The following is an 18,618-nucleotide window of genomic DNA, read 5'->3' as shown; positions in this document are numbered from 1 at the left end:
GCCGCCAGACCGGATGGACTCGCATCGCACACCTACGAGGCCCGCGCTCGATGTCGCATCCCTAACCGACGTGGCCTGCACACGACAAGTCCCCACTCGTCCGCGCACGCCACAAACCGCACTGTGCTGAGACGCCGCCTCGGCGGCGTCCCGTCCCCCCGGTGTCCCGCGGAGTGTCCCCGGGACGTACAGGACCGGATCAGACGCAGGTCCGGAACCAAATGAGACGCAGGTCCGGAACCAGATCAGACGCAGACCCGGTACCGGATCAGACGCCGACCCTGAACCGAATCAGACGCCCGCACCGAGCACCGAGTTGATCCGCTGCGGGTCGCCGCAGACGATCAACAGGGCACCGGCCCGGCCGAGGGCCAGCGGCAGGGCGCTGGCGGCAGTGGCATCGGAACCACCGTTGACGGCCACCACGACCACGGGTCGCGACGCGGCGCGGCTCGCGACGGAGGCGTCGGCGTAGAACACGTCGTCGCCAGTGTCGTGCTGCGCCCAGTAGGAGGCTTCACCGAAGGACAGCTCGTGGGTGGCCCACGGATGCTGTTCACCGGTCGTGATCACCAGCACCTCGCCCGGGGCGCGACCCGAGTCCAGAAGCAGGTCAACGGCTTCCTCAGCGGCGTCGAGCGCGCCTTCGGGTGAGGCCGGGATCAGCTGGATCTGCGGGGTCGCCGACGCCGGAGCGGAGGCGGCGGAAGCAGGGGGGCCCGACGGTCCGGGCTTGGCCACGGCCGCATCACGCGGCGTACGTTGCGCCGGCGGCGCGGGCCGCACGGGCCCGGGTCGGCCGGGACGCGACGGAGCCGCGGGGCGCGGGCCGGGTACGGGGCGAGGGGTCGGCGCGGTACGGCCGCTGGCCGGAGTGGCGCGGGGACCCTGGGCACTCTCGTGAATCTGAAGCTCCTCGGGAATGAGAGGCATGAGCTGATGTTTATCAAACGCTGGTGCGACCCGCGTCGGCGGGTGGCACACGAGTGCGAACGGAATCGTCAGAAATCGAAGCCGAGCTGACCCTCGATCTCCGGAACGCTTCCGTCCACCCACGTACGGACCTTCTTGAGGTGCCGCCACTGGGGCAGCGCATCAAGATACGCCCACGACAACCGGTGGTACGGGGTGGGTCCCCGCTCCGCCAGTGCGGCCTTGTGCACGGGCGACGGATACCCGGCGTTGTCCGCAAAACCGAAGTCTGCATGGTCGATACCCAGTTCGGCCATCATTTTGTCGCGCTGAACCTTGGCAATCACCGAGGCCGCCGCGACCGCCACACAGGACTGGTCGCCCTTGATCACCGTACGGACCCGCCAGGGCGTCCCGAGATAGTCGTGCTTCCCGTCGAGGATCACGGCGTCGGGGCGGACCGGCAGGGCCTCCAGGGCACGCCCGGCGGCGAGCCGGAGCGCGGCGGTCATCCCGCGCTCGTCGATCTCCTCCGGGGAAGCGTGCCCGAGGGCGAACGACGTCACCCACTTCCGCAGCTCCTGGTCTAGCTCGGTGCGCCGCTTGATGGTGAGCAGCTTGGAGTCCGTGAGGCCCTCGGGAGGCCGGCGCAGTCCGGTGACCGCGGCGCAGACGGTGACGGGACCGGCCCACGCACCGCGCCCCACCTCGTCGACACCGGCAATGATCTTCGCTCCGGTCGTGGCGCGAAGGGAGCGCTCGACGGTGTGAGTAGGGGGTTTGTACGGCATGGCGCCCTTAGCCTACGCCGCCCGGAACCCGCTCCGACACCCTGGTTCGCGAAGGCGACCTTCAGGGTGATGAAGCGCCGCGTCAGCTCCCTGCCGGACGGAGCAAGGGAAGCATCAACTGGTCGACCATCTCCTCGATATCCCGGTCGTTCCATTCGCTGGTGCACATCTTCGATCGATACATCATCATCGCCGGAATGGCGTCGAAAACGTAGCCGTTCGCGGCATCATCCCGCACCTCTCCCCGGTCAATTCCACGGGTGATGACCTCACGAAGCAGCTTGATCATCGGCTCCACGACTCCCTCGAAGATCACGCCATGGAAGCGCTCAGCCTGGAGCGTGTCGCATTCGTGAATGACTGCTCGCAGGGCGAATCCCGGCCGGGAGAACATCGCGTCACGCGCCTGCCGGCACAGTTCGAGCAGGTCCTCGCGCACACCACCGAGGTCCGGGGCCGAGTCGAACCGCGGCAGCCCCGCTCGCAGCGCATCGGCGACGAGGTCCTCTTTGGACGGCCAACGACGATAGACCGCGGCCTTGCCGGTCTGCGCGCCGGCGGCGACACCCTCCATGGTGAGGCCGTTCCAGCCGACGGTGCTGAGTTGTTCCAGCGCGGCATCGAGAATCGCGCGTTCGAGCACGGCGCCGCGCCGACGGAGGGAGGCCGCCTGAGCGGGGGCGGCCGTCCAGCGCGAGGTAACCATCTGAGCGTCTCCAACAAGCTGGGGAAGCGGGGACTTCGGGGACTAGGTACCACCGCACGGCCCTTACAGGGGACAGGCCGCGCGACACGAATGCAAGTGAACGCTTGCGTTCACTAAAGGGGACTCACTACGGTTGACGCGACAGTGAACGCGAGCGTTCACTACGGCACTTGTGGGGGACCCATAGTGACAACCTCTCAGTTGATCAAGGATCAGAAACCGGGTGCGGCCCGCCGGGAGGGGCATCCCGGCATCGCGCTCGCCGTCATCGCGGCCTGCCAACTCATGGTGGTACTCGACGCGACGATTGTGAACATCGCGCTCCCGCACATTCAAAACGCGCTCAAGTTCAGCACCACCGACCTCACCTGGGTCGTCAGCTCCTACACGCTCACGTTCGGCGGTCTGCTGCTGCTGGGCGGTCGTGCCGGTGACATCCTGGGCCGCCGCCGGGTCTTCATGACCGGCATCCTGCTGTTCACGCTCGCCTCGCTGCTCGGCGGACTCGCCCAGGAACCTTGGCAGTTGCTGGCCGCGCGTGTTCTCCAGGGCGTTGGAGGCGCCATCGCCTCGCCCACCTCGCTGGCGCTCATCACCACGACGTTTCCCGAAGGCCCGGAACGAAACCGCGCGTTCGGCGTCTTCGCCGCGGTCTCCGCGGGTGGTGGCGCCATCGGCCTGCTGGCGGGCGGCATGCTCACCGAGTGGCTCGACTGGCGGTGGGTGCTCTTCGTCAACGTGCCCATAGGCATCCTGATAGCCGTGCTCACGCCGCTGTACATCAGCGAGTCCGAACGGCACACCGGCCGCTTCGACATAGCGGGTGCACTGACTTCGACCGCAGGCATGGCGTCCCTGGTCTACGGCTTCATCCGCGCCGCGGACGAGGGCTGGCGCGACAGCCTGACCATCGGGTCCTTCGGCGCCGCGGTGGTCCTGCTGCTGGCCTTCGCATTCATCGAGTCGCGGGCCAAGGAGCCCATCACGCCGCTCAGGATGTTCGCCGACCGCAACCGGTCGGGCACGTATGTGATCATGCTCAGCCTCGCTGCGGCGATGTTCGGGATGTTCTTCTACATCGTTCTCTTCGTGCAGAACGTGCTCCAGTACAGCCCGATCGAGGCCGGTCTCGCCTTCCTGCCGGTCACGGTCGTGATCGCGCTCGGGGCGGGCCTTTCGCAGCGCTTCCTGCCGGCGCTCGGACCCAAGCCGTTCATGCTCGTGGGTTCGACGCTCGTGGCGATCGGGCTGGCCTGGCAGACCCTCATCACCGCCGACAGTTCGTACGTCGGTGGGGTCCTCGGCCCGATGCTGCTGTTCGGATTCGGCATGGGTCTGAACTTCGTGACGCTGACGATCACCGCCGTCTCGGGGGTCGCCCAGCACGAGGCGGGTGCCGCGTCCGGGCTTCTCAACGCCACGCAGCAGGTGGGCGGTTCGCTCGGTCTGTCCATCCTGACGACGGTGTTCGGGTCGGCCAGCAGGGACGAGGCGGAGAAGCAGCTGCCGAAGTTCATGGCGGAGGGAACGCCGGAGCAGAAGGCGGAGTTCGCCCAGACACACCAGCTGCCCGGCCGCTGGGGCCACGAGGTGCTCACCCAGGGCATCTCGATGGGCTTCGTGGCGGCAGCGGCGATGGCGGTACTCGCCCTGGCCACGGCGTGGCTGGTCATACGGGTCCGCAAGAGCGACCTGGAAGCTCTCGCCGGGACGGCGGGCCCGATGGCCGGCTGACCCGGCCCGGCCCGCGAAGGGCCGCGGATGGCCGACTCGCGTTCGGGGGACCGACGGCGAGGACGACGGGCCGGCCATCCGCACCACATTCACGGCTACTGCCGACCGGCGAGCCCCGACGGCATGGGGCAGCGGCAGTCCGCCCCACGCTGCGGCCACCGCGACCAGCAGCACGCCCAGCACCGACACGAACTGCATGACTCCCCTCCCCCTGCGTCCCTCGCGTGTGGTCACGTGTGAGCCCGACCCCAAACGGCCGGCACATCAACTGCCACGACAACGGACCGGCGGTCACACAGAGTTCCCGGGATGCACGGAAAGTTATCGGGGATCTCGGCACAGCGAGGAATCCACGAACAGCAAGGAATCCGTGGAGGCGACGCCCCGGCCGAGCGAGCAACTCTCGACGGGAAGCCTCCCCCACCCGAGCGAGGAACTTTCGACCAGCGGCCTCCCCCGCATAGCAAGGAACAGGCGAGAGATCTCCCCTGCGGGCGAGGAACCCACCGAGACAGACATCCAGGCCCGGCCCTAAACCACCCGACAGCCCGGCCCCGACCCGCCCTACACCGCCCCCGGCACCCACCCCGGCAACGCCTCGGTCCGCCCCACCCACTCGGCAGGCACCGCCCCGGCCTTCCCGGAGCCGATCACGCCGCCCACGATGGCGCAGGTGGTGTCGACGTCGCCCCCGACCTGCGCGGTCGTCCAGAAGGCCTGCTCGTAGTCGCCCAGGGCCCGTGCGGCCGACCAGAGCGCGAAGGGCACCGTGTCATGGGCGGTCGTACGCCGTCCGCACCCAAGGACAGCCGCCACGGTGGCCGCATCTCCGTAATCCAGCATGTCCCGGGCGCGCCGCAGGCCCGCTCCGACCGCGCTCTTCGGGATGAGTGCGACGACGTCGTCGAGCAGCGACTCCGGACTGGGCGGACCACCTGGAGCTGCAGCCAGCGCCGCGGCCGCGGCAACGGCCATCGCGCCGACCACGGCCTCCCGGTGCTGATGCGTGGGGTAGGCCGAGATCTCGGCCTGGTGAGTCGCCTGCTCGGGATCGTCCGCGTACCAGGCGCCGAGCGGTGCGATCCGCATCGCGGCGCCGTTGCCCCAGGACCCTTGCCCGTTGAAGAGCGCGGCCGAAAGCTCGCGCCAGTCCCCGCCTTCCCGGACCAGACGCAGTAGCCGGTTGACCGCAGGGCCGTAGCCGCGGTCGAAGTCGTGGTGCTCGGCGAAGGAGCGGGCCAGGGCGTCCTGGTCGATGCGGTGGTGGGCGACCAGGACGGCGACCACGGAGCAGCCCATCTCCGTGTCGTCCGTCCACTGCCAGGGGCCGGGCGGCAGCTCGCGGCGCTTGAGCAGCGGGTAGTTCGCCGGGACGAAGAACTGCGATCCGAGCGCGTCCCCCACCGCGAGTCCGCGCAGGCTGGCGATGGCGCGGTCCAGGCGCCCTTCGGGTGAGGAGTCAGCGGTCATCGCTCTGCCACTCTATCCGGTGATCCCGTACGGTTCCGGCTCTCGCCAGCGTTCGAACGGCCGGTCGATCGTGTACTTGCCGTCGTCCCCGAGAACGAGCATCCGCATCTCCGCGTTCCCCGGGTTCGCCAGCGACTCGAATTCCGCGACCGTCCAGTGGAACCAGCGCATGCAGAACAGCCGCATCGCCAGGCCGTGGGTCACGAGCAGCACGTTCGGCGGGTGGTCGGGCGCCTCGAAGCTGCGGAACAGGCTCTCCAGGAAGCCGCCGACCCGGTCGTACACGTCGGCTCCGGACTCACCTTGGGCGAAGCGGTAGAAGAAATGGCCGTAGGCGTCGCGGTAGGACTTCTGCAGACGTACGTCGTCGCGGTCCTGCCAGTTCCCCCAATCCTGCTCCCGCAGGCGGGGCTCCTCGCGCACCCGTATGAGCTCGGGGTCGAGGTGGAAGGCACGGAGCGTCTCGTGCGTACGCCGGTAGGGCGAGACGTACACGCTGACGCGCTCGCGGCCGAACACCTCCCGTAGCCGTTTGCCCGTCTCCTCCGCCTGCCGCCAGCCCCGCTCGGTCAGAGCCAGCGCGTGGTCGGGCTCACGCTCATAGACGGTGTCATCAACATTGCCCGTTGACTCCCCGTGCCGGACAAGGACGATGCGCCGTGGTCGTGCCATGCCAAAACCCTAGATCCGCGGACGGCATATCGAGCACTCGTACGGGCTCCATACAGCGTAGGTCACACATTTCCTGCACCATGCGTCACACAGATACGCCCGCGTCACGGGTCCGGAATTCAAACCGTCCAGGTCGCTTCGAGCTCCACGATGTCACCCGTAAGGGCGGCGACATCCGCCTCCGTCTGGGCCCGGAGCGCCAGTCGCTCCACGCGTTCGGTGCGGTACTTGCCGTGTTCCGCGGCCGACTGCCACATCGACAGCACCACGAACTCATGTCCCGGCGCCTCACCGAACAGGCCCCGGACCATACCGGGAGAGCCGGCCATGGCGGGGTTCCAGACCTTCTCCTGCATGAGCGTGAAATGCTCCGCCCGGTCCTCATGGACACGGCAATGCGCTACCCGGACGAGGTCCGCGTCGGTGAAGCGCGGTTCGAAGCCGGTCTTCACGTCGAAGCGGTAGTCGAAGAGTTTGACCTGCATGTCCTTGAAGGTGCCCGACTGAGCCGCCGCCAGCCGGTCGTGGGATCGCGCCATGAAGGAGTCGTAGAAGGAACGGCTCTCCCAGAACGAGAAAATGTGCGCCACCCCCTGCCGCCCCCGGCTCCAACCACCACCCTGCCCCCGAAATCCCGGCTCCCCCAGAAGCCCCGCCCATTTTCGCTGCCCCCGCTCGAAGCCGCGGCGGTCCACCACGGTGCAGCGAATCCACTTGACCAGCACCGCGCCATGGTAAGGCCAGGGAGCGTGGCGCCGGTCACGCTCGACCACACCGCTCCCCGGCGCACGATCCCGGGCGCGTGGCAGGATGAACAACCGGCCTTGTCCAAGAGGCAGTTCGGGCTGAAGGTATATGCGTTACGGGGAAGGGGAAGCCTGGTGAACGCCATCAACAAGGGAATCCGGAAAGTCGAGATCTCACTCAAGTGGGATCCGAGCGCGGCCGGACAGCCGCCCACCGATCTGGACATAGTGGCCGCGACCTATCTGGCGAGCGATCCCTACGGGGACCCCGCCTATGTGGTGCACTTCGACAGCCGCTCTCCCGACGGCACCATTTATCTCAACCGGGACAGCAAGGACGGCAAGGGCTTCGGCTGGGACGAGGTGCTCACCGTCGAGCTCGACCGGCTCGACAGCCGGTACGCGCGCGTGTTGGTCGGCGTCGTGATCCAACAGCACCCCGCCGAGCGCACCTTCGTCAGCGTGATCAAGCCGGCCCTGCGTATCCGCGAGGGCTACACCGTCCTGGCCGAGGACGACTTCGGCGGCGTCCTCGGGTCCACGGCGGCCACCGTCGCCGAGTTCGTGCGCCCGGGATCGAGCACGTGGGAGTTCCACGCCGGCATCCACGGCTTCGAGGACGACCCGGCGACGTTCACCGCGACCATGGGCAGCGCCCGCCGGTCCTGAGAGCCGCACACGCGTGGAGGGGCACAAGCCCCCGCGCGAGGACGTACGACGAAGAGGGGCGCCGACACATGGTCGGCGCCCCTCTCACTTGCTGTACCTGCCGTCAGAGCCCTTCACGGGCTGTCCGACGGTCGGGGCCGTGGCCCCGCGCGGTGTCAGCTGCAGCCGCTGGTCGAGCCGCAGCCCTCGCAGATGTAGCAGGAGCCGGCCCGCTGCATCTTCGTACCGCAGGAGAAGCACAGCGGGGCGTCGGCCTGGATGCCCAGCTGCATCTCCACCAGCTCGGCGCTGGTGTGGGCCTGCTGCGGGGCGGGCTTGGCCGCCGAGGCCTCCGCCTTCGGCGTGGCGACGGCCTTCAGCTCCTGGGCGCGCGGCGCCGACTGGGCCAGACCCTCGACGTCGACCTCGTCCTCGTTGGGCTCGTAGGAGCCCGTCTCGAGGTGGCGCTGACGCTCCTCGGCGGAGTGGATGCCGAGCGCGGAGCGCGTCTCGAAGGGCAGGAAGTCGAGCGCCAGGCGGCGGAAGATGTAGTCGACGATCGACTGCGCCATCCGCACGTCCGGGTCGTCCGTCATGCCGGCCGGCTCGAAGCGCATGTTCGTGAACTTCGAGACGTACGTCTCCAGCGGCACGCCGTACTGAAGGCCGACGGAGACCGCGATCGAGAAGGCGTCCATCATGCCCGCGAGAGTCGAGCCCTGCTTGGACATCTTCAGGAAGACCTCGCCGAGACCGTCGTCCGGGTAGGAGTTGGCGGTCATGTAGCCCTCGGCGCCGCCGACCGTGAAGGACGTCGTGATGCCGGGACGACCCTTGGGGAGGCGCTTGCGGACCGGGCGGTACTCGACGACCTTCTCGACCGTCTCACGGATGGTGGCCTCGGCCTTCTCCGTGATCTCGGCCTTCTCCTTCTCCTTGGTCTTCGCGGAGAGCGGCTGGCCGACCTTGCAGTTGTCGCGGTAGATGGCGAGCGCCTTGACGCCCATCTTCCAGGCCTCGAAGTAGATCTCCTCGACCTCCTCGACGGTCGCCGACTCCGGCATGTTGACCGTCTTGGAGAGCGCACCGGAGATCCAGGGCTGGATCGCGGCCATCATGCGGACGTGGCCCATCGCGGAGATGGAACGCTCGCCCATGGCGCAGTCGAACACCTCGTAGTGCTCGTGCTTGAGGCCCGGGGCGTCGACGACATTGCCGTGCTCGGCGATGTGGGCGACGATCGCCTCGATCTGCTCCTCCTGGTAACCCAGGCGGCGCAGGGCCTGCGGGACGGTGCCGTTGACGATCTGCATCGAGCCGCCGCCGACCAGCTTCTTGAACTTGACCAGCGCGAGGTCGGGCTCAAGACCGGTGGTGTCGCAGGACATCGCCAGACCGATGGTGCCGGTCGGGGCGATGACGGACGCCTGGGAGTTACGGAAACCGTTCTTCTCACCAAGGCGCTGCACGTCCTGCCAGGCCTCCGTGGCGGCGGCCCAGATCGGCGTGTCGAGGTCGTCCATGCGGACGGCCTTGCCGTTGGCGTCGGCGTGCTGCTTCATGACGCGCAGGTGCGGCGTCGCGTTGCGGGCGTAGCCGTCGTACGGGCCGACGACCGCGGCGAGTTCGGCGGAACGGCGGTACGAGGTGCCGGTCATCAGGGAGGTGATGGCACCGGCGAGGGCACGGCCGCCGTCGGAGTCGTACGCGTGGCCGGTCGCCATCAGCAGGGCGCCGAGGTTGGCGTAGCCGATGCCGAGCTGGCGGAACGCGCGCGTGTTCTCACCGATCTTCTGCGTCGGGAAGTCCGCGAAGCAGATGGAGATGTCCATCGCGGTGATGACGAGCTCGACGACCTTAGAGAAGCGCTCGACGTCGAAGGACTGGTTGCCCTTGCCGTCGTCCTTCAGGAACTTCATCAGGTTCAGCGAGGCGAGGTTGCAGGACGTGTTGTCCAGGTGCATGTACTCGCTGCACGGGTTCGAGCCGTTGATGCGGCCGGACTCCGGGCACGTGTGCCAGTGGTTGATGGTGTCGTCGTACTGGATGCCGGGGTCGGCGCAGGCCCAGGCGGCCTCGGCCATCTTGCGGAACAGGGCCTTGGCGTCGACCTCTTCGATGACTTCGCCGGTCATACGGGAGGTCAGGCCGAACTTGCCGCCCGTCTCGACCGCCTTCATGAACGTGTCGTTCACGCGGACCGAGTTGTTGGCGTTCTGGTACTGGACGGACGTGATGTCGTCGCCGCCCAGGTCCATGTCGAAGCCCGCGTCACGCAGGGCGCGGATCTTCTCCTCTTCCTTCACCTTGGTCTCGATGAAGTCCTCGATGTCGGGGTGATCGACGTCGAGGATGACCATCTTGGCGGCGCGGCGGGTGGCGCCGCCCGACTTGATCGTTCCTGCGGAGGCGTCGGCACCGCGCATGAAGGAAACCGGACCGGAGGCGTTGCCGCCGGAGGACAGCAGTTCCTTGGAGGAGCGGATGCGGGAGAGGTTCAGGCCGGCGCCGGAGCCGCCCTTGAAGATCATGCCCTCTTCCTTGTACCAGTCGAGGATCGACTCCATGGAGTCGTCGACGGACAGGATGAAGCAGGCGGAGACCTGCTGGGGCTGCGGGGTGCCCACGTTGAACCAGACGGGGCTGTTGAAGCTGAAGATCTGGTGCAGGAGGGCGTACGCCAGCTCGTGCTCGAAGATCTCGGCGTCGGCGGGCGAGGCGAAGTACTTGTAGTCCTCGCCGGCCTTCCGATACGTCTTCACGATGCGGTCGATGAGCTGCTTGAGGCTCACCTCGCGCTGCGGGGTGCCGACGGCACCGCGGAAGTACTTGCTGGTGACGATGTTGACCGCGTTCACCGACCAGAAGTCGGGGAACTCGACGCCGCGCTGCTCGAAGTTCACCGAGCCGTCGCGCCAGTTGGTCATGACGACGTCACGGCGCTCCCAGGCCACCTCGTCGTACGGGTGCACGCCGGGGGTGGTGTGGATGCGCTCGATACGCAGTCCCTTGGTCGCCTTGGTGCCCTTGGCGCGGGAACTCCGTGCCGGACCGCTCGCCGTCTCTGTCATGCCGCCTCCCTCTACGGGCGAAAACGCCCTGAAGTGCCCCGATGTTCCCCGTGGCACGTGTTCTGTCTGGTGCTGCGGGCACCCTCTGATCGCCACCCGCAGCAGGTCTTCTGTCGCCGCCCTCTCGGCCGGATCCCGGTTCTGACGACCGAGTCCGGCCCGCCCTCAGTCGGCGGCGTTGGCGGGCACGGGGACCTGTGCAGTCCCTCCGGACCCGCGGTCGTCTTCCTGGCCCCCCGTGACTGCGTCCACGTCGCCTTCGCGGTCGTCGTCGTCCGCGGCGGCGCGACCCGTCCCCTCCCTCAGTTCCGCGATCGCGGCCTCGAAGTCCTCGAGCGAGTCGAAGGCTCGGTAGACGGAGGCGAATCGCAGATAGGCGACGAGATCGAGCTCCTGCAACGGGCCGAGTATGGCCAGTCCCACGTCGTGGGTGGTCAGCTCGGCGCTTCCGGTGGCCCGCACCGCCTCCTCGACCCGTTGGCCGAGTTGGGCGAGCGCGTCCTCGGTGACAGGTCGTCCCTGGCATGCCTTGCGCACACCGTTGATGACCTTGGTGCGGCTGAACGGCTCGGTGACTCCGGACCGCTTGATCACCATCAGTGAGCAGGTCTCCACGGTCGTGAAACGACGGGAGCAGTCAGGACACTGGCGGCGCCTGCGGATCGATGTGCCGTCGTCGGTCGTACGGCTGTCGACGACACGGCTGTCGGGGTGCCTGCAGAAGGGACAGTGCATAACTCCCAACCCTCCTCACAGCAGACTCAATAGCCTCGCTGGGCCCCATGAGCCCCGCGAAGCAGCCCCAAGCATAGGCGATCTCCGAACCTCCGAAGACCCGGGGGACCACAACTTCTGGGCTGCTCCCGCAATCCAACCACTAGATGTGGGGATTGGCTCATACATCGACGCCATACGCGCGTGTCGCACGGACATTGGCACGTGCCGTCCTGCCACGCCTCGCGCGCCGCACACGCTGCTGCACGCCCGTATCGCTGCGGCACATACGGAGATACCGTGAGCGCCGCACGGAGGGGACGTGGGACTCCCGCACAGATGGGGGTCGGTACCCGGTTGAAGTGATCCCGGATGGCAGACTGGGGCAACAACCCACGAGGTCGTCACCCCGGCGGTGAAGAGTACAACAATGGGCCCTTTTGCCCGCCGGACAGCTCGTCAGCCATACACCCCGACACGCGATCACGTCAGGTGATTCGCGGTTTTTCACTCGAACGTGTGTTTGGCGCAACCTTTCGAAAGCAACTACCGTTGTGCAGCAGGGAGACCATCGAGAGGGGCCGACGTGACCACCACCGCAGACAGTGCCACCATCACTGCCCAGGACCGCTCCCAGGGCCGACTCGAGCCGGTGCATGCGATGAACGAAGCCATGAATCCCGAGGGACACAAGCGCTCCCTGCCAGGGCGACCTCCTGGCATCCGGGCGGACAGCTCGGGACTCACCGATCGCCAGCGCCGCGTGATCGAGGTCATCAGGGACTCCGTGCAGCGACGCGGCTACCCGCCGTCGATGCGGGAGATCGGCCAGGCGGTCGGCCTGTCCAGCACGTCCTCGGTCGCACACCAGCTGATGGCACTGGAGCGCAAGGGGTTCCTCCGCCGCGACCCGCACCGGCCGCGCGCGTACGAGGTGCGCGGCTCCGACCAGGCCGCCTCCGTGCAGCCCACGGACACCGCCGGCAAGCCCGCCGCGTCGTACGTCCCCCTCGTCGGCCGCATCGCCGCCGGTGGCCCGATCCTCGCCGAGGAGTCGGTCGAGGACGTCTTCCCCCTCCCCCGGCAGCTGGTCGGCGACGGCGAGCTGTTCGTGCTCAAGGTCGTCGGTGACTCGATGATCGAGGCCGCGATCTGCGACGGCGACTGGGTCACGGTCCGGCGCCAGCCGGTCGCCGAGAACGGCGACATCGTGGCCGCGATGCTCGACGGCGAGGCCACCGTCAAGCGCTTCAAGCGCGAGGACGGCCACGTCTGGCTCCTCCCGCACAACTCCGCGTACGAGCCGATTCCCGGCGACGACGCGACCATCCTGGGCAAGGTGGTGGCGGTGCTGCGGCGCGTGTGACGGCCGCGGCGGGCGACCTCGACGGCGTCGCCCTCTGACCGGGCCCCGGGACCCCTGCGCCGGTTCCGGGGCCCTGTGCTGTCTCCAGGGTTCCCGTGCCCTTGCGCTACCGCGCCCACGGGCCCCGGTGTCAGCGCAATTTGGATCGACGGTTAGCCTGTCGCGGCGCCCGCGACAGGCTAACCACGATCACTCGGCCTCTACAGCCTCAGTCTGCTTCGCCTTCGCGTCGATCGCGGCCAGTGACTTCCGAACCTGATTACGGTCCGTGGTGTACCAGAAGTCGGGCAGTGACGCCTTCAGGTAGCTCCCGTACCGCGCCGTAGCGAGCCTCTGATCCAGTACGGCGACTACGCCGCGGTCACCCGACGCCCTCACCAGGCGGCCCGCGCCCTGGGCCATGAGCAGGGCCGCGTGAGTGGCGGCGACCGCCATGAAGCCGTTGCCGCCGGCGTCCTCCACCGCCTTCTGGCGGGCGCTCATCAGCGGGTCGTCCGGCCGGGGGAACGGGATCTTGTCCATGACGACCAGCTGGCAGCTGGGGCCGGGCACGTCCACGCCCTGCCAGAGCGACAGCGTGCCGAACAGACAGGTCTTCGGGTCGGCCGCGAAGTTCTTGATCAGCTCGCCGAGCGTCTCCTCGCCCTGGAGGAGGATCGGGAACTCGGGGATGCGTGAGCGGAGCTCCTCGGCGGCCAGTTGGGCGGCTCGCATCGAGGAGAACAGCCCGAGCGTGCGGCCACCGGCGGCCTGGATCAGTTCGGTCAGCTCATCGAGCATGTCCACGCGATCACCGTCCCGCGCGGGCCGCGACAAGTGCTTGGCCACGTACAGAATGCCCTGCTTGCGGTAGTCGAACGGCGAGCCGACGTCCACGCCCTTCCACTGCGGGAGATCGTCGCCCTCCGTGCCCTCCGGAGCCAGCCCCAGCGACGCACCAACGCCATTGAAGTCGCCGCCGAGCTTCAAGGTCGCGGAGGTCAGGATGACCGAGCGGTCCGTGAAGAGCTTCTCCCGCAGCAGACCCGACACCGACATGGGGGCGACACGCAGGGACGCGCCGAAGCGGTCGTGACGTTCGTACCAGACGACGTCCCACTCCGAACCATTCGTGATCCGCTCCGCCACGTCGTGCACGGACTCGACCGACGCCAGCGCCTGCTTGCGGACCGCGTCCTCGTCCTGCACGGACTTGTCACGGGTCGCGCCGATCCCGGAGATGACGGTGCGGCACGCATCGCGCAGCGCCATGAGCGCGTAGCCGAGGTCCTCCGGGATCTCCTCCAGGCGGCCCGGCAGGGCCAGCTCCATCAGCCGTTCGAAGCCCTCGGCGGCTGTCTGGAGCTGGTCGGCTGCCTTCTCGTTGACGAGCTTGGCGGCGCGGCGCACGGCGCGGTTTACCTGCCCGGGCGTGAGCTCGCCGGTGGCGACTCCGGTGACTCGGGAGACCAGTTCGTGTGCCTCGTCGACGATCAGAACTTCGTGCTGCGGGAGGACCGGGGCACCCTCGATGGCGTCGATCGCGAGCAGCGCGTGGTTAGTGACGATGACGTCCGAGAGCTTGGCCCGCTCTCGGGCCATCTCGGCGAAGCATTCGGCGCCGTACGCGCACTTCGAAGCGCCGAGGCACTCGCGTGACGACACCGACACCTGGGCCCAGGCTCGGTCGGACACACCAGGCGTCATGTCGTCGCGGTCGCCTGTCTCCGTCTCGTCGGACCAGTCCCTCAGCCTCAGCAGGTCCTGACCCAGCTTGCTGGTGGGTGCTGCGGCCTCGAACTGGTCGAAGAGGCCCTCCTCCTCGTCCTGCGGGACGCCCTCACGCAGACGGTGCAGACACAGATAGTTCGACCGGCCCTTGAGCATCGCGAACTCCGGGCGGCGGCGCAGCTGGGGATGCAGTGCATCGACCGTGCGTGGCAGGTCCCGCTCCACGAGCTGGCGCTGAAGCGCCAGGGTGGCCGTCGCCACGACGACGCGTTCCCCGTGCGCAAGCGCGGGCACGAGGTAGCCCAGCGACTTTCCGGTGCCGGTGCCGGCCTGGACCAGCAGATGGGAGCCGCCGTCGATCGCATCAGCGACGGATTCGGCCATCGTCACCTGGCCAGGGCGCTCCGTGCCGCCTACGGCAGTGACGGCAGCATGCAGGAGTTCGGGGAGTGAGGGCTTCGTCATAGCGCGACCACCCTACGGCCCGGCACTGACAAGTGAGCGCCCGCGGTGAGGACGAGGGGCTGGATCAAGACCGGGGTTCCCTGGGCGGCGATCGGATCTGTTCGGGTGTGGGTCGGATCGGATCGGTTGAGGTCGGGGGTGGTTTGACGATGGTCGGGGGTTGATTCGCGGAGTGGGCGGGGTGGACCGGATGCGATCGATGTGGAGGACGGCTGTCGCCCGGGGAGGGGGCTGGTCGGCTGTGCCCGCAGGGGGTCGAGGTTGGTCGGCTGTGGCCGGATTGCTTCGGTGCGACGGAAAGGCAGCCATCGTTGTGTACGGGGTCGCGGGGCGGTCTCCTGCGATGCCTTCGGCAATCGCCTCGATCCGGGATCGGTGATCGACTCGACCCGCGATCCGCGATCGACTCGACCGGGATCGGTGATCGGCTCGATCCGGGATCGGTGATCGGCTCGATCCGAAATTTGGTGCGCCGGGATCGGGAACCGGATCGACACGAGCGGTGTACCAAAAGTGACGACACTGCGACGTGGCGTCACAGCAGATGGCGCAGGCTTCGGTCTCGGATCATGAGGGCGGCTCGCTTGGCGGGCAGGTCGATCTCAGCGGCGAACCGGAATCCTGCGCTCAAGAAGGCAGCGACGGAGGGGGTGTTGCGGATGTCCGGTTCCGCGACGATGCGAGCACAGGCAGGCCGCTGGTCGAGCGCGTGGTCGGCGACGGCTCGGAGAAGAGTTGCTCCGAGGCCTCGCCCGCGGTCACCGGCGGCCCCGATAAGAAGATGGACTCCGATGTCGTGGGGTCGAGCCGGGTAGTGGCGGGCCAGCGGGTCGAGGTCCGCTCGGTAGATCTCCCAGTAGCTCATCGGGGTGCCGCCCAACACGCCCAGGCACGGGACGCTGCGCCCGTCGCCGAAGAGCTGGGAGCTCAGATGATCCTCAGTGGCGTTCTCGGATCCAGCGAGCCCCCAGAAGGCCGTGACAGCGGGGTCGTTCATCCACCGGCTGATGATCGGCACGTCCTGGTCGATCCGTGCGGGGACAAGGTGCAGCAGCCCAGCCGCTGTGCTGACCGGCCCCCAGTCGACCACGCTGCCGAGCAGATCGGGGGCGGTCCGGTCACCGAAGGCAGGCGTGCCCGTGCCTGCTCCCGGGCTCCGCTCCCCGCCGCCACCGGTGCCCTCCGCGCAAAACGCGACGAAATCATCGGGCAGTCGCAGGTCCAGCGTGTCCTCAGCGTCGGCTCCCACATCGGTAGCCGGGCCGATACGGCTCTCACGAGCAAGCGGGCTCATGGTGGTGCCGAACTCGGTGACCGGGACGGTATCTGTGTTGGCACTCGCGTCGGTATGAGGCACGGGACGCTCCTCTCAGGAGGCGTAGTGGGTCATGTTCCTCAGAAATGAAGGGGGTTGGCGATGGTGATGTAGACGGACTGGGTGTCCACGGGCCCTACGAGCTCATCGAGGCCGTGGAGCCTGGTCAGGAGGTTGGCCTTGCAGCGCAGAACCGGTGAGTCGAGCAGGTGAGAGGGCAGTGACGTACGCAGACGGGCGGGACCAGAGGCCGCATCGCCGAGAAACCGGCGGAAGGCGGCGAGCAAGAGTTGTTCATCGGCGAGGTGCTGGGAGCCGAACGCGCCGATGAGGCCGAGCACGTTGTTGATCGCGAGGTAGTACGCGAAGCGCTCATCGGTGACTTCGTCCGTGACGAAGGAGTCGCTGTGCTCGCCGATGCCCGGCAGCCGAGCCTCCAGCTCTGCCCGCCGGGACTCACGGAAGTAATAGCCCTGGTTGTCGCGGTACCGGCCACCCGCAGGCCACCCATGACCGTCCAGCAGGAGCAGCGTGTTCTGCTGGTGTGCCTCCAGGGCGATTCCCGCCTCAGCGTCCAGCCACAGCACGGGGCGAACGACGTGCTCGAGGTATCGCAGGAACCACTCGACAGCGACGGCGCCTCGCGAGCGGCCGGTTCGGGCGGCCAGGCGCATGACCAGTTCGGCAAGACGGGACCGCAGGGGCTCCCGGCCCGATTGAGGTCGGCCAGTGGTGACATCGGCGTGGGGGTGAGGGAGGGGTGAGACAAGGCCGGCTACGCAGGAGACGTCGTCGGAGGGCCGGAAGGGGTTGTGCCTAATCATCACGTCGAGGCCCGGCACAGGGGCACCGTCCAGCCCGTCGACGGCGAGCCAGGCCGGGTCGCGAACGATGTCGAAGGCCGGGTGCGTGGCCTGCCACTGAGTCGCGAGTCCGGTGCGCAGGAGTCGGTGCACCTCCACGCCACGGTGCAGCTCCTTGCGGAGGTTCTGACGGCAGGAGTTCGTGATGCGCAGACCCAGCGACAGCTTGAGCATGGCCGGGGACTGGGTCCTGTGGACGGTTCGGACGGAGGAGGTGGGGTGCCACGGGGCCCCGTGGGCGCCGAGGTCGACCAACAGCCCGGCGTCGAGGAGTGCCTCGCTCTCGGGGCGGTGCCGGATCTCGCGCAGCTGCCACGGATGCAGCGGAAGAGCCGCGTAGCCCTCGGGAAGCGGAAGGTCAGTGCCGGCAAGCCGGGCCGTGAGCTGCGGTGCGGGGATGACACGGCCACGTTCGGTCCATGCGGAGTCGGTGGCGAGCAGGGAAGGCGCCACAGCCAACCAGTGCAGAGGGAAGGAACCACGCAACTCGGGTGAGTAAAGGCGTGCTTCGGACTCGGAGAGACCCTCGCGACTCTTCGGCGTCGGGTGGTACGGGTGGCCGAGCAGAAGTGCCTGCTCGGCTGCGAGGAACAGGTCAGAGGTGCTCGCCGAGCGGCCCCGGCGTTCCTTGACGAAGGTGGCTGTCCGGCGGGTGGAGTCGGCGACGCGGGCGACGAGATCGGTGGTGACGACGGACGCCGCGGTGACTGTGGCGGCGGGGCCGAGAGTGGATGCGAAGGAGGACACCGATGCGCGACGGGATGACGTCGGGTGAGCGAACGCCTCCCTGGCCAATAGCGCGGCGAGGGTGACGGCATCGATCGCCGGGGCCTGGACCGGAGCGTCGGCCAGTCGTGGGAGGCCGAAGCGGTGCCAGCCCGTTGGGGACCAGTAGTGGACCGGGGTCAGCAGGGCTGTGCCGGTGGCAGGCAGAGGGATGCGGAGGATTCCGTCGCGGGGTTGGGGGATGTTGGACTCGCGAACCCAGCAGCGAAGCAGGTTCTCCACCGCGGCGGCTTGGGCTGCGGTGTCCGGGGCGGGGTCTTCCAAGAGGTCAGAGGCGACCCCGTTCAGGCGCTCGATGTCGGGGGCGCCTGTCTGCGCAGGCGTGCGGACCGGCACCTGCGCGCTTACGGCCTCAGAGTCGGCTCGAGTCTGCCCGGCGGCAGGAGGGGCGTCGGTTGTGGAGGTGCTGTTCAAGGCTCGTCCTCTGAGGTGTTTCTGGCTCGTGGGGCGCCGGCGGCCTTATTGCGATGAGGGGACGTGAGGTGGAAGGCCGCGTTCAGCAGACGGTTGGGGGGTGTCAGTTGGGAGCGGGGTTGCGAGGGAGGGTGATGCTTCGCTTGGGAGTGGGTCGCCGCTCGGGCGCGGACCGGTCGGCGGACGACGATGCAAGGAAACGAGGCTGGGCGGGTACGGGCGCGTCCCCATCCCA

The 18,618-nt window shown here is 68.3% G+C and carries 14 protein-coding genes; 3 read left to right on the top strand and 11 right to left on the bottom strand.

Going from position 1 to position 18,618, the window contains the following annotated elements; genetic code table 11:
- Positions 1-291 precede the first annotated feature (291 nt).
- The 3 genes from ACIRD7_RS00350 to ACIRD7_RS00340 form a co-directional block, all read right to left on the bottom strand.
- Positions 292-933, bottom strand: coding sequence for a hypothetical protein (locus ACIRD7_RS00350; RefSeq protein WP_403447757.1), 642 nt, complete (start codon positions 931-933; stop codon positions 292-294).
- Positions 934-1,001: 68 nt separating this feature from the next.
- Positions 1,002-1,703 (bottom strand): ribonuclease HII, encoded by a 702-nt coding sequence (locus ACIRD7_RS00345; protein WP_403447755.1) that lies wholly within the window; start codon positions 1,701-1,703, stop codon positions 1,002-1,004.
- Positions 1,704-1,785: 82 nt separating this feature from the next.
- A complete protein-coding gene (locus ACIRD7_RS00340) occupies positions 1,786-2,409 on the bottom strand; it encodes a TetR/AcrR family transcriptional regulator (protein ID WP_403447753.1) in 624 nt (207 codons plus the stop codon).
- Between the two features lie 186 nt (positions 2,410-2,595).
- On the opposite strand from ACIRD7_RS00340, the gene ACIRD7_RS00335 reads away from it, so the two are divergent.
- Positions 2,596-4,143, top strand: a complete 1,548-nt coding sequence (locus ACIRD7_RS00335; protein ID WP_403447751.1) for an MFS transporter — start codon at positions 2,596-2,598, stop codon at positions 4,141-4,143.
- A 564-nt stretch (positions 4,144-4,707) separates the two neighbouring features.
- Here ACIRD7_RS00335 and ACIRD7_RS00330 read toward each other — a convergent pair.
- From ACIRD7_RS00330 to ACIRD7_RS00320, 3 genes are all read right to left on the bottom strand, one after another.
- Positions 4,708-5,613 (bottom strand): ADP-ribosylglycohydrolase family protein, encoded by a 906-nt coding sequence (locus ACIRD7_RS00330; protein ID WP_403447749.1) that lies wholly within the window; start codon positions 5,611-5,613, stop codon positions 4,708-4,710.
- A 12-nt stretch (positions 5,614-5,625) separates the two neighbouring features.
- Entirely contained in the window at positions 5,626-6,285 is a 660-nt protein-coding gene (locus ACIRD7_RS00325) for a histidine phosphatase family protein (protein ID WP_403447747.1), read from the bottom strand.
- Between the two features lie 119 nt (positions 6,286-6,404).
- Entirely contained in the window at positions 6,405-7,010 is a 606-nt protein-coding gene (locus ACIRD7_RS00320; RefSeq protein WP_403447746.1) for a YdbC family protein, read from the bottom strand.
- 156 nt (positions 7,011-7,166) lie between these two features.
- On the opposite strand from ACIRD7_RS00320, the gene ACIRD7_RS00315 reads away from it, so the two are divergent.
- Positions 7,167-7,700 carry a TerD family protein gene (locus ACIRD7_RS00315; protein ID WP_403447744.1) on the top strand — a complete coding sequence of 178 codons (534 nt, stop codon included), beginning with the start codon at positions 7,167-7,169 and terminating at the stop codon, positions 7,698-7,700.
- Between the two features lie 155 nt (positions 7,701-7,855).
- On the opposite strand, the gene ACIRD7_RS00310 is transcribed toward ACIRD7_RS00315, so the two are convergent.
- Together ACIRD7_RS00310 and nrdR are read right to left on the bottom strand one after the other, a co-directional pair.
- Positions 7,856-10,750: a vitamin B12-dependent ribonucleotide reductase gene (locus ACIRD7_RS00310; RefSeq protein WP_403447742.1), complete on the bottom strand. Its 2,895-nt coding sequence runs from the start codon at positions 10,748-10,750 to the stop codon at positions 7,856-7,858.
- A gap of 165 nt (positions 10,751-10,915) precedes the next feature.
- On the bottom strand, positions 10,916-11,485 hold the full coding sequence (gene nrdR, locus ACIRD7_RS00305; protein WP_403447740.1) for a transcriptional regulator NrdR: 570 nt from the start codon (positions 11,483-11,485) through the stop codon (positions 10,916-10,918).
- 565 nt (positions 11,486-12,050) lie between these two features.
- Here nrdR and lexA point away from each other — a divergent pair.
- On the top strand, positions 12,051-12,830 hold the full coding sequence (gene lexA, locus ACIRD7_RS00300) for a transcriptional repressor LexA (RefSeq protein ID WP_093911680.1): 780 nt from the start codon (positions 12,051-12,053) through the stop codon (positions 12,828-12,830).
- Positions 12,831-13,019: 189 nt separating this feature from the next.
- On the opposite strand, the gene ACIRD7_RS00295 is transcribed toward lexA, so the two are convergent.
- The 3 genes from ACIRD7_RS00295 to ACIRD7_RS00285 all read right to left on the bottom strand — a co-directional run bounded on the left by ACIRD7_RS00295 (position 13,020) and on the right by ACIRD7_RS00285 (position 18,383).
- Positions 13,020-15,005 (bottom strand): ATP-dependent DNA helicase, encoded by a 1,986-nt coding sequence (locus ACIRD7_RS00295; protein WP_403447737.1) that lies wholly within the window; start codon positions 15,003-15,005, stop codon positions 13,020-13,022.
- Positions 15,006-15,540: 535 nt separating this feature from the next.
- Positions 15,541-16,362, bottom strand: a complete 822-nt coding sequence (locus ACIRD7_RS00290) for a GNAT family N-acetyltransferase (protein WP_403447735.1) — start codon at positions 16,360-16,362, stop codon at positions 15,541-15,543.
- Between the two features lie 38 nt (positions 16,363-16,400).
- A complete protein-coding gene (locus ACIRD7_RS00285; RefSeq protein WP_403447734.1) occupies positions 16,401-18,383 on the bottom strand; it encodes an IucA/IucC family protein in 1,983 nt (660 codons plus the stop codon).
- Positions 18,384-18,618: the final 235 nt, after the last annotated feature.

The organism is Streptomyces sp. NPDC093568 (assembly GCF_044764945.1).
Taxonomy (GTDB): domain Bacteria; phylum Actinomycetota; class Actinomycetes; order Streptomycetales; family Streptomycetaceae; genus Streptomyces.
The sequence above is the reverse complement of the archived record's forward strand: the minus strand, read 5'-3'. Positions and strand labels throughout refer to the sequence as shown.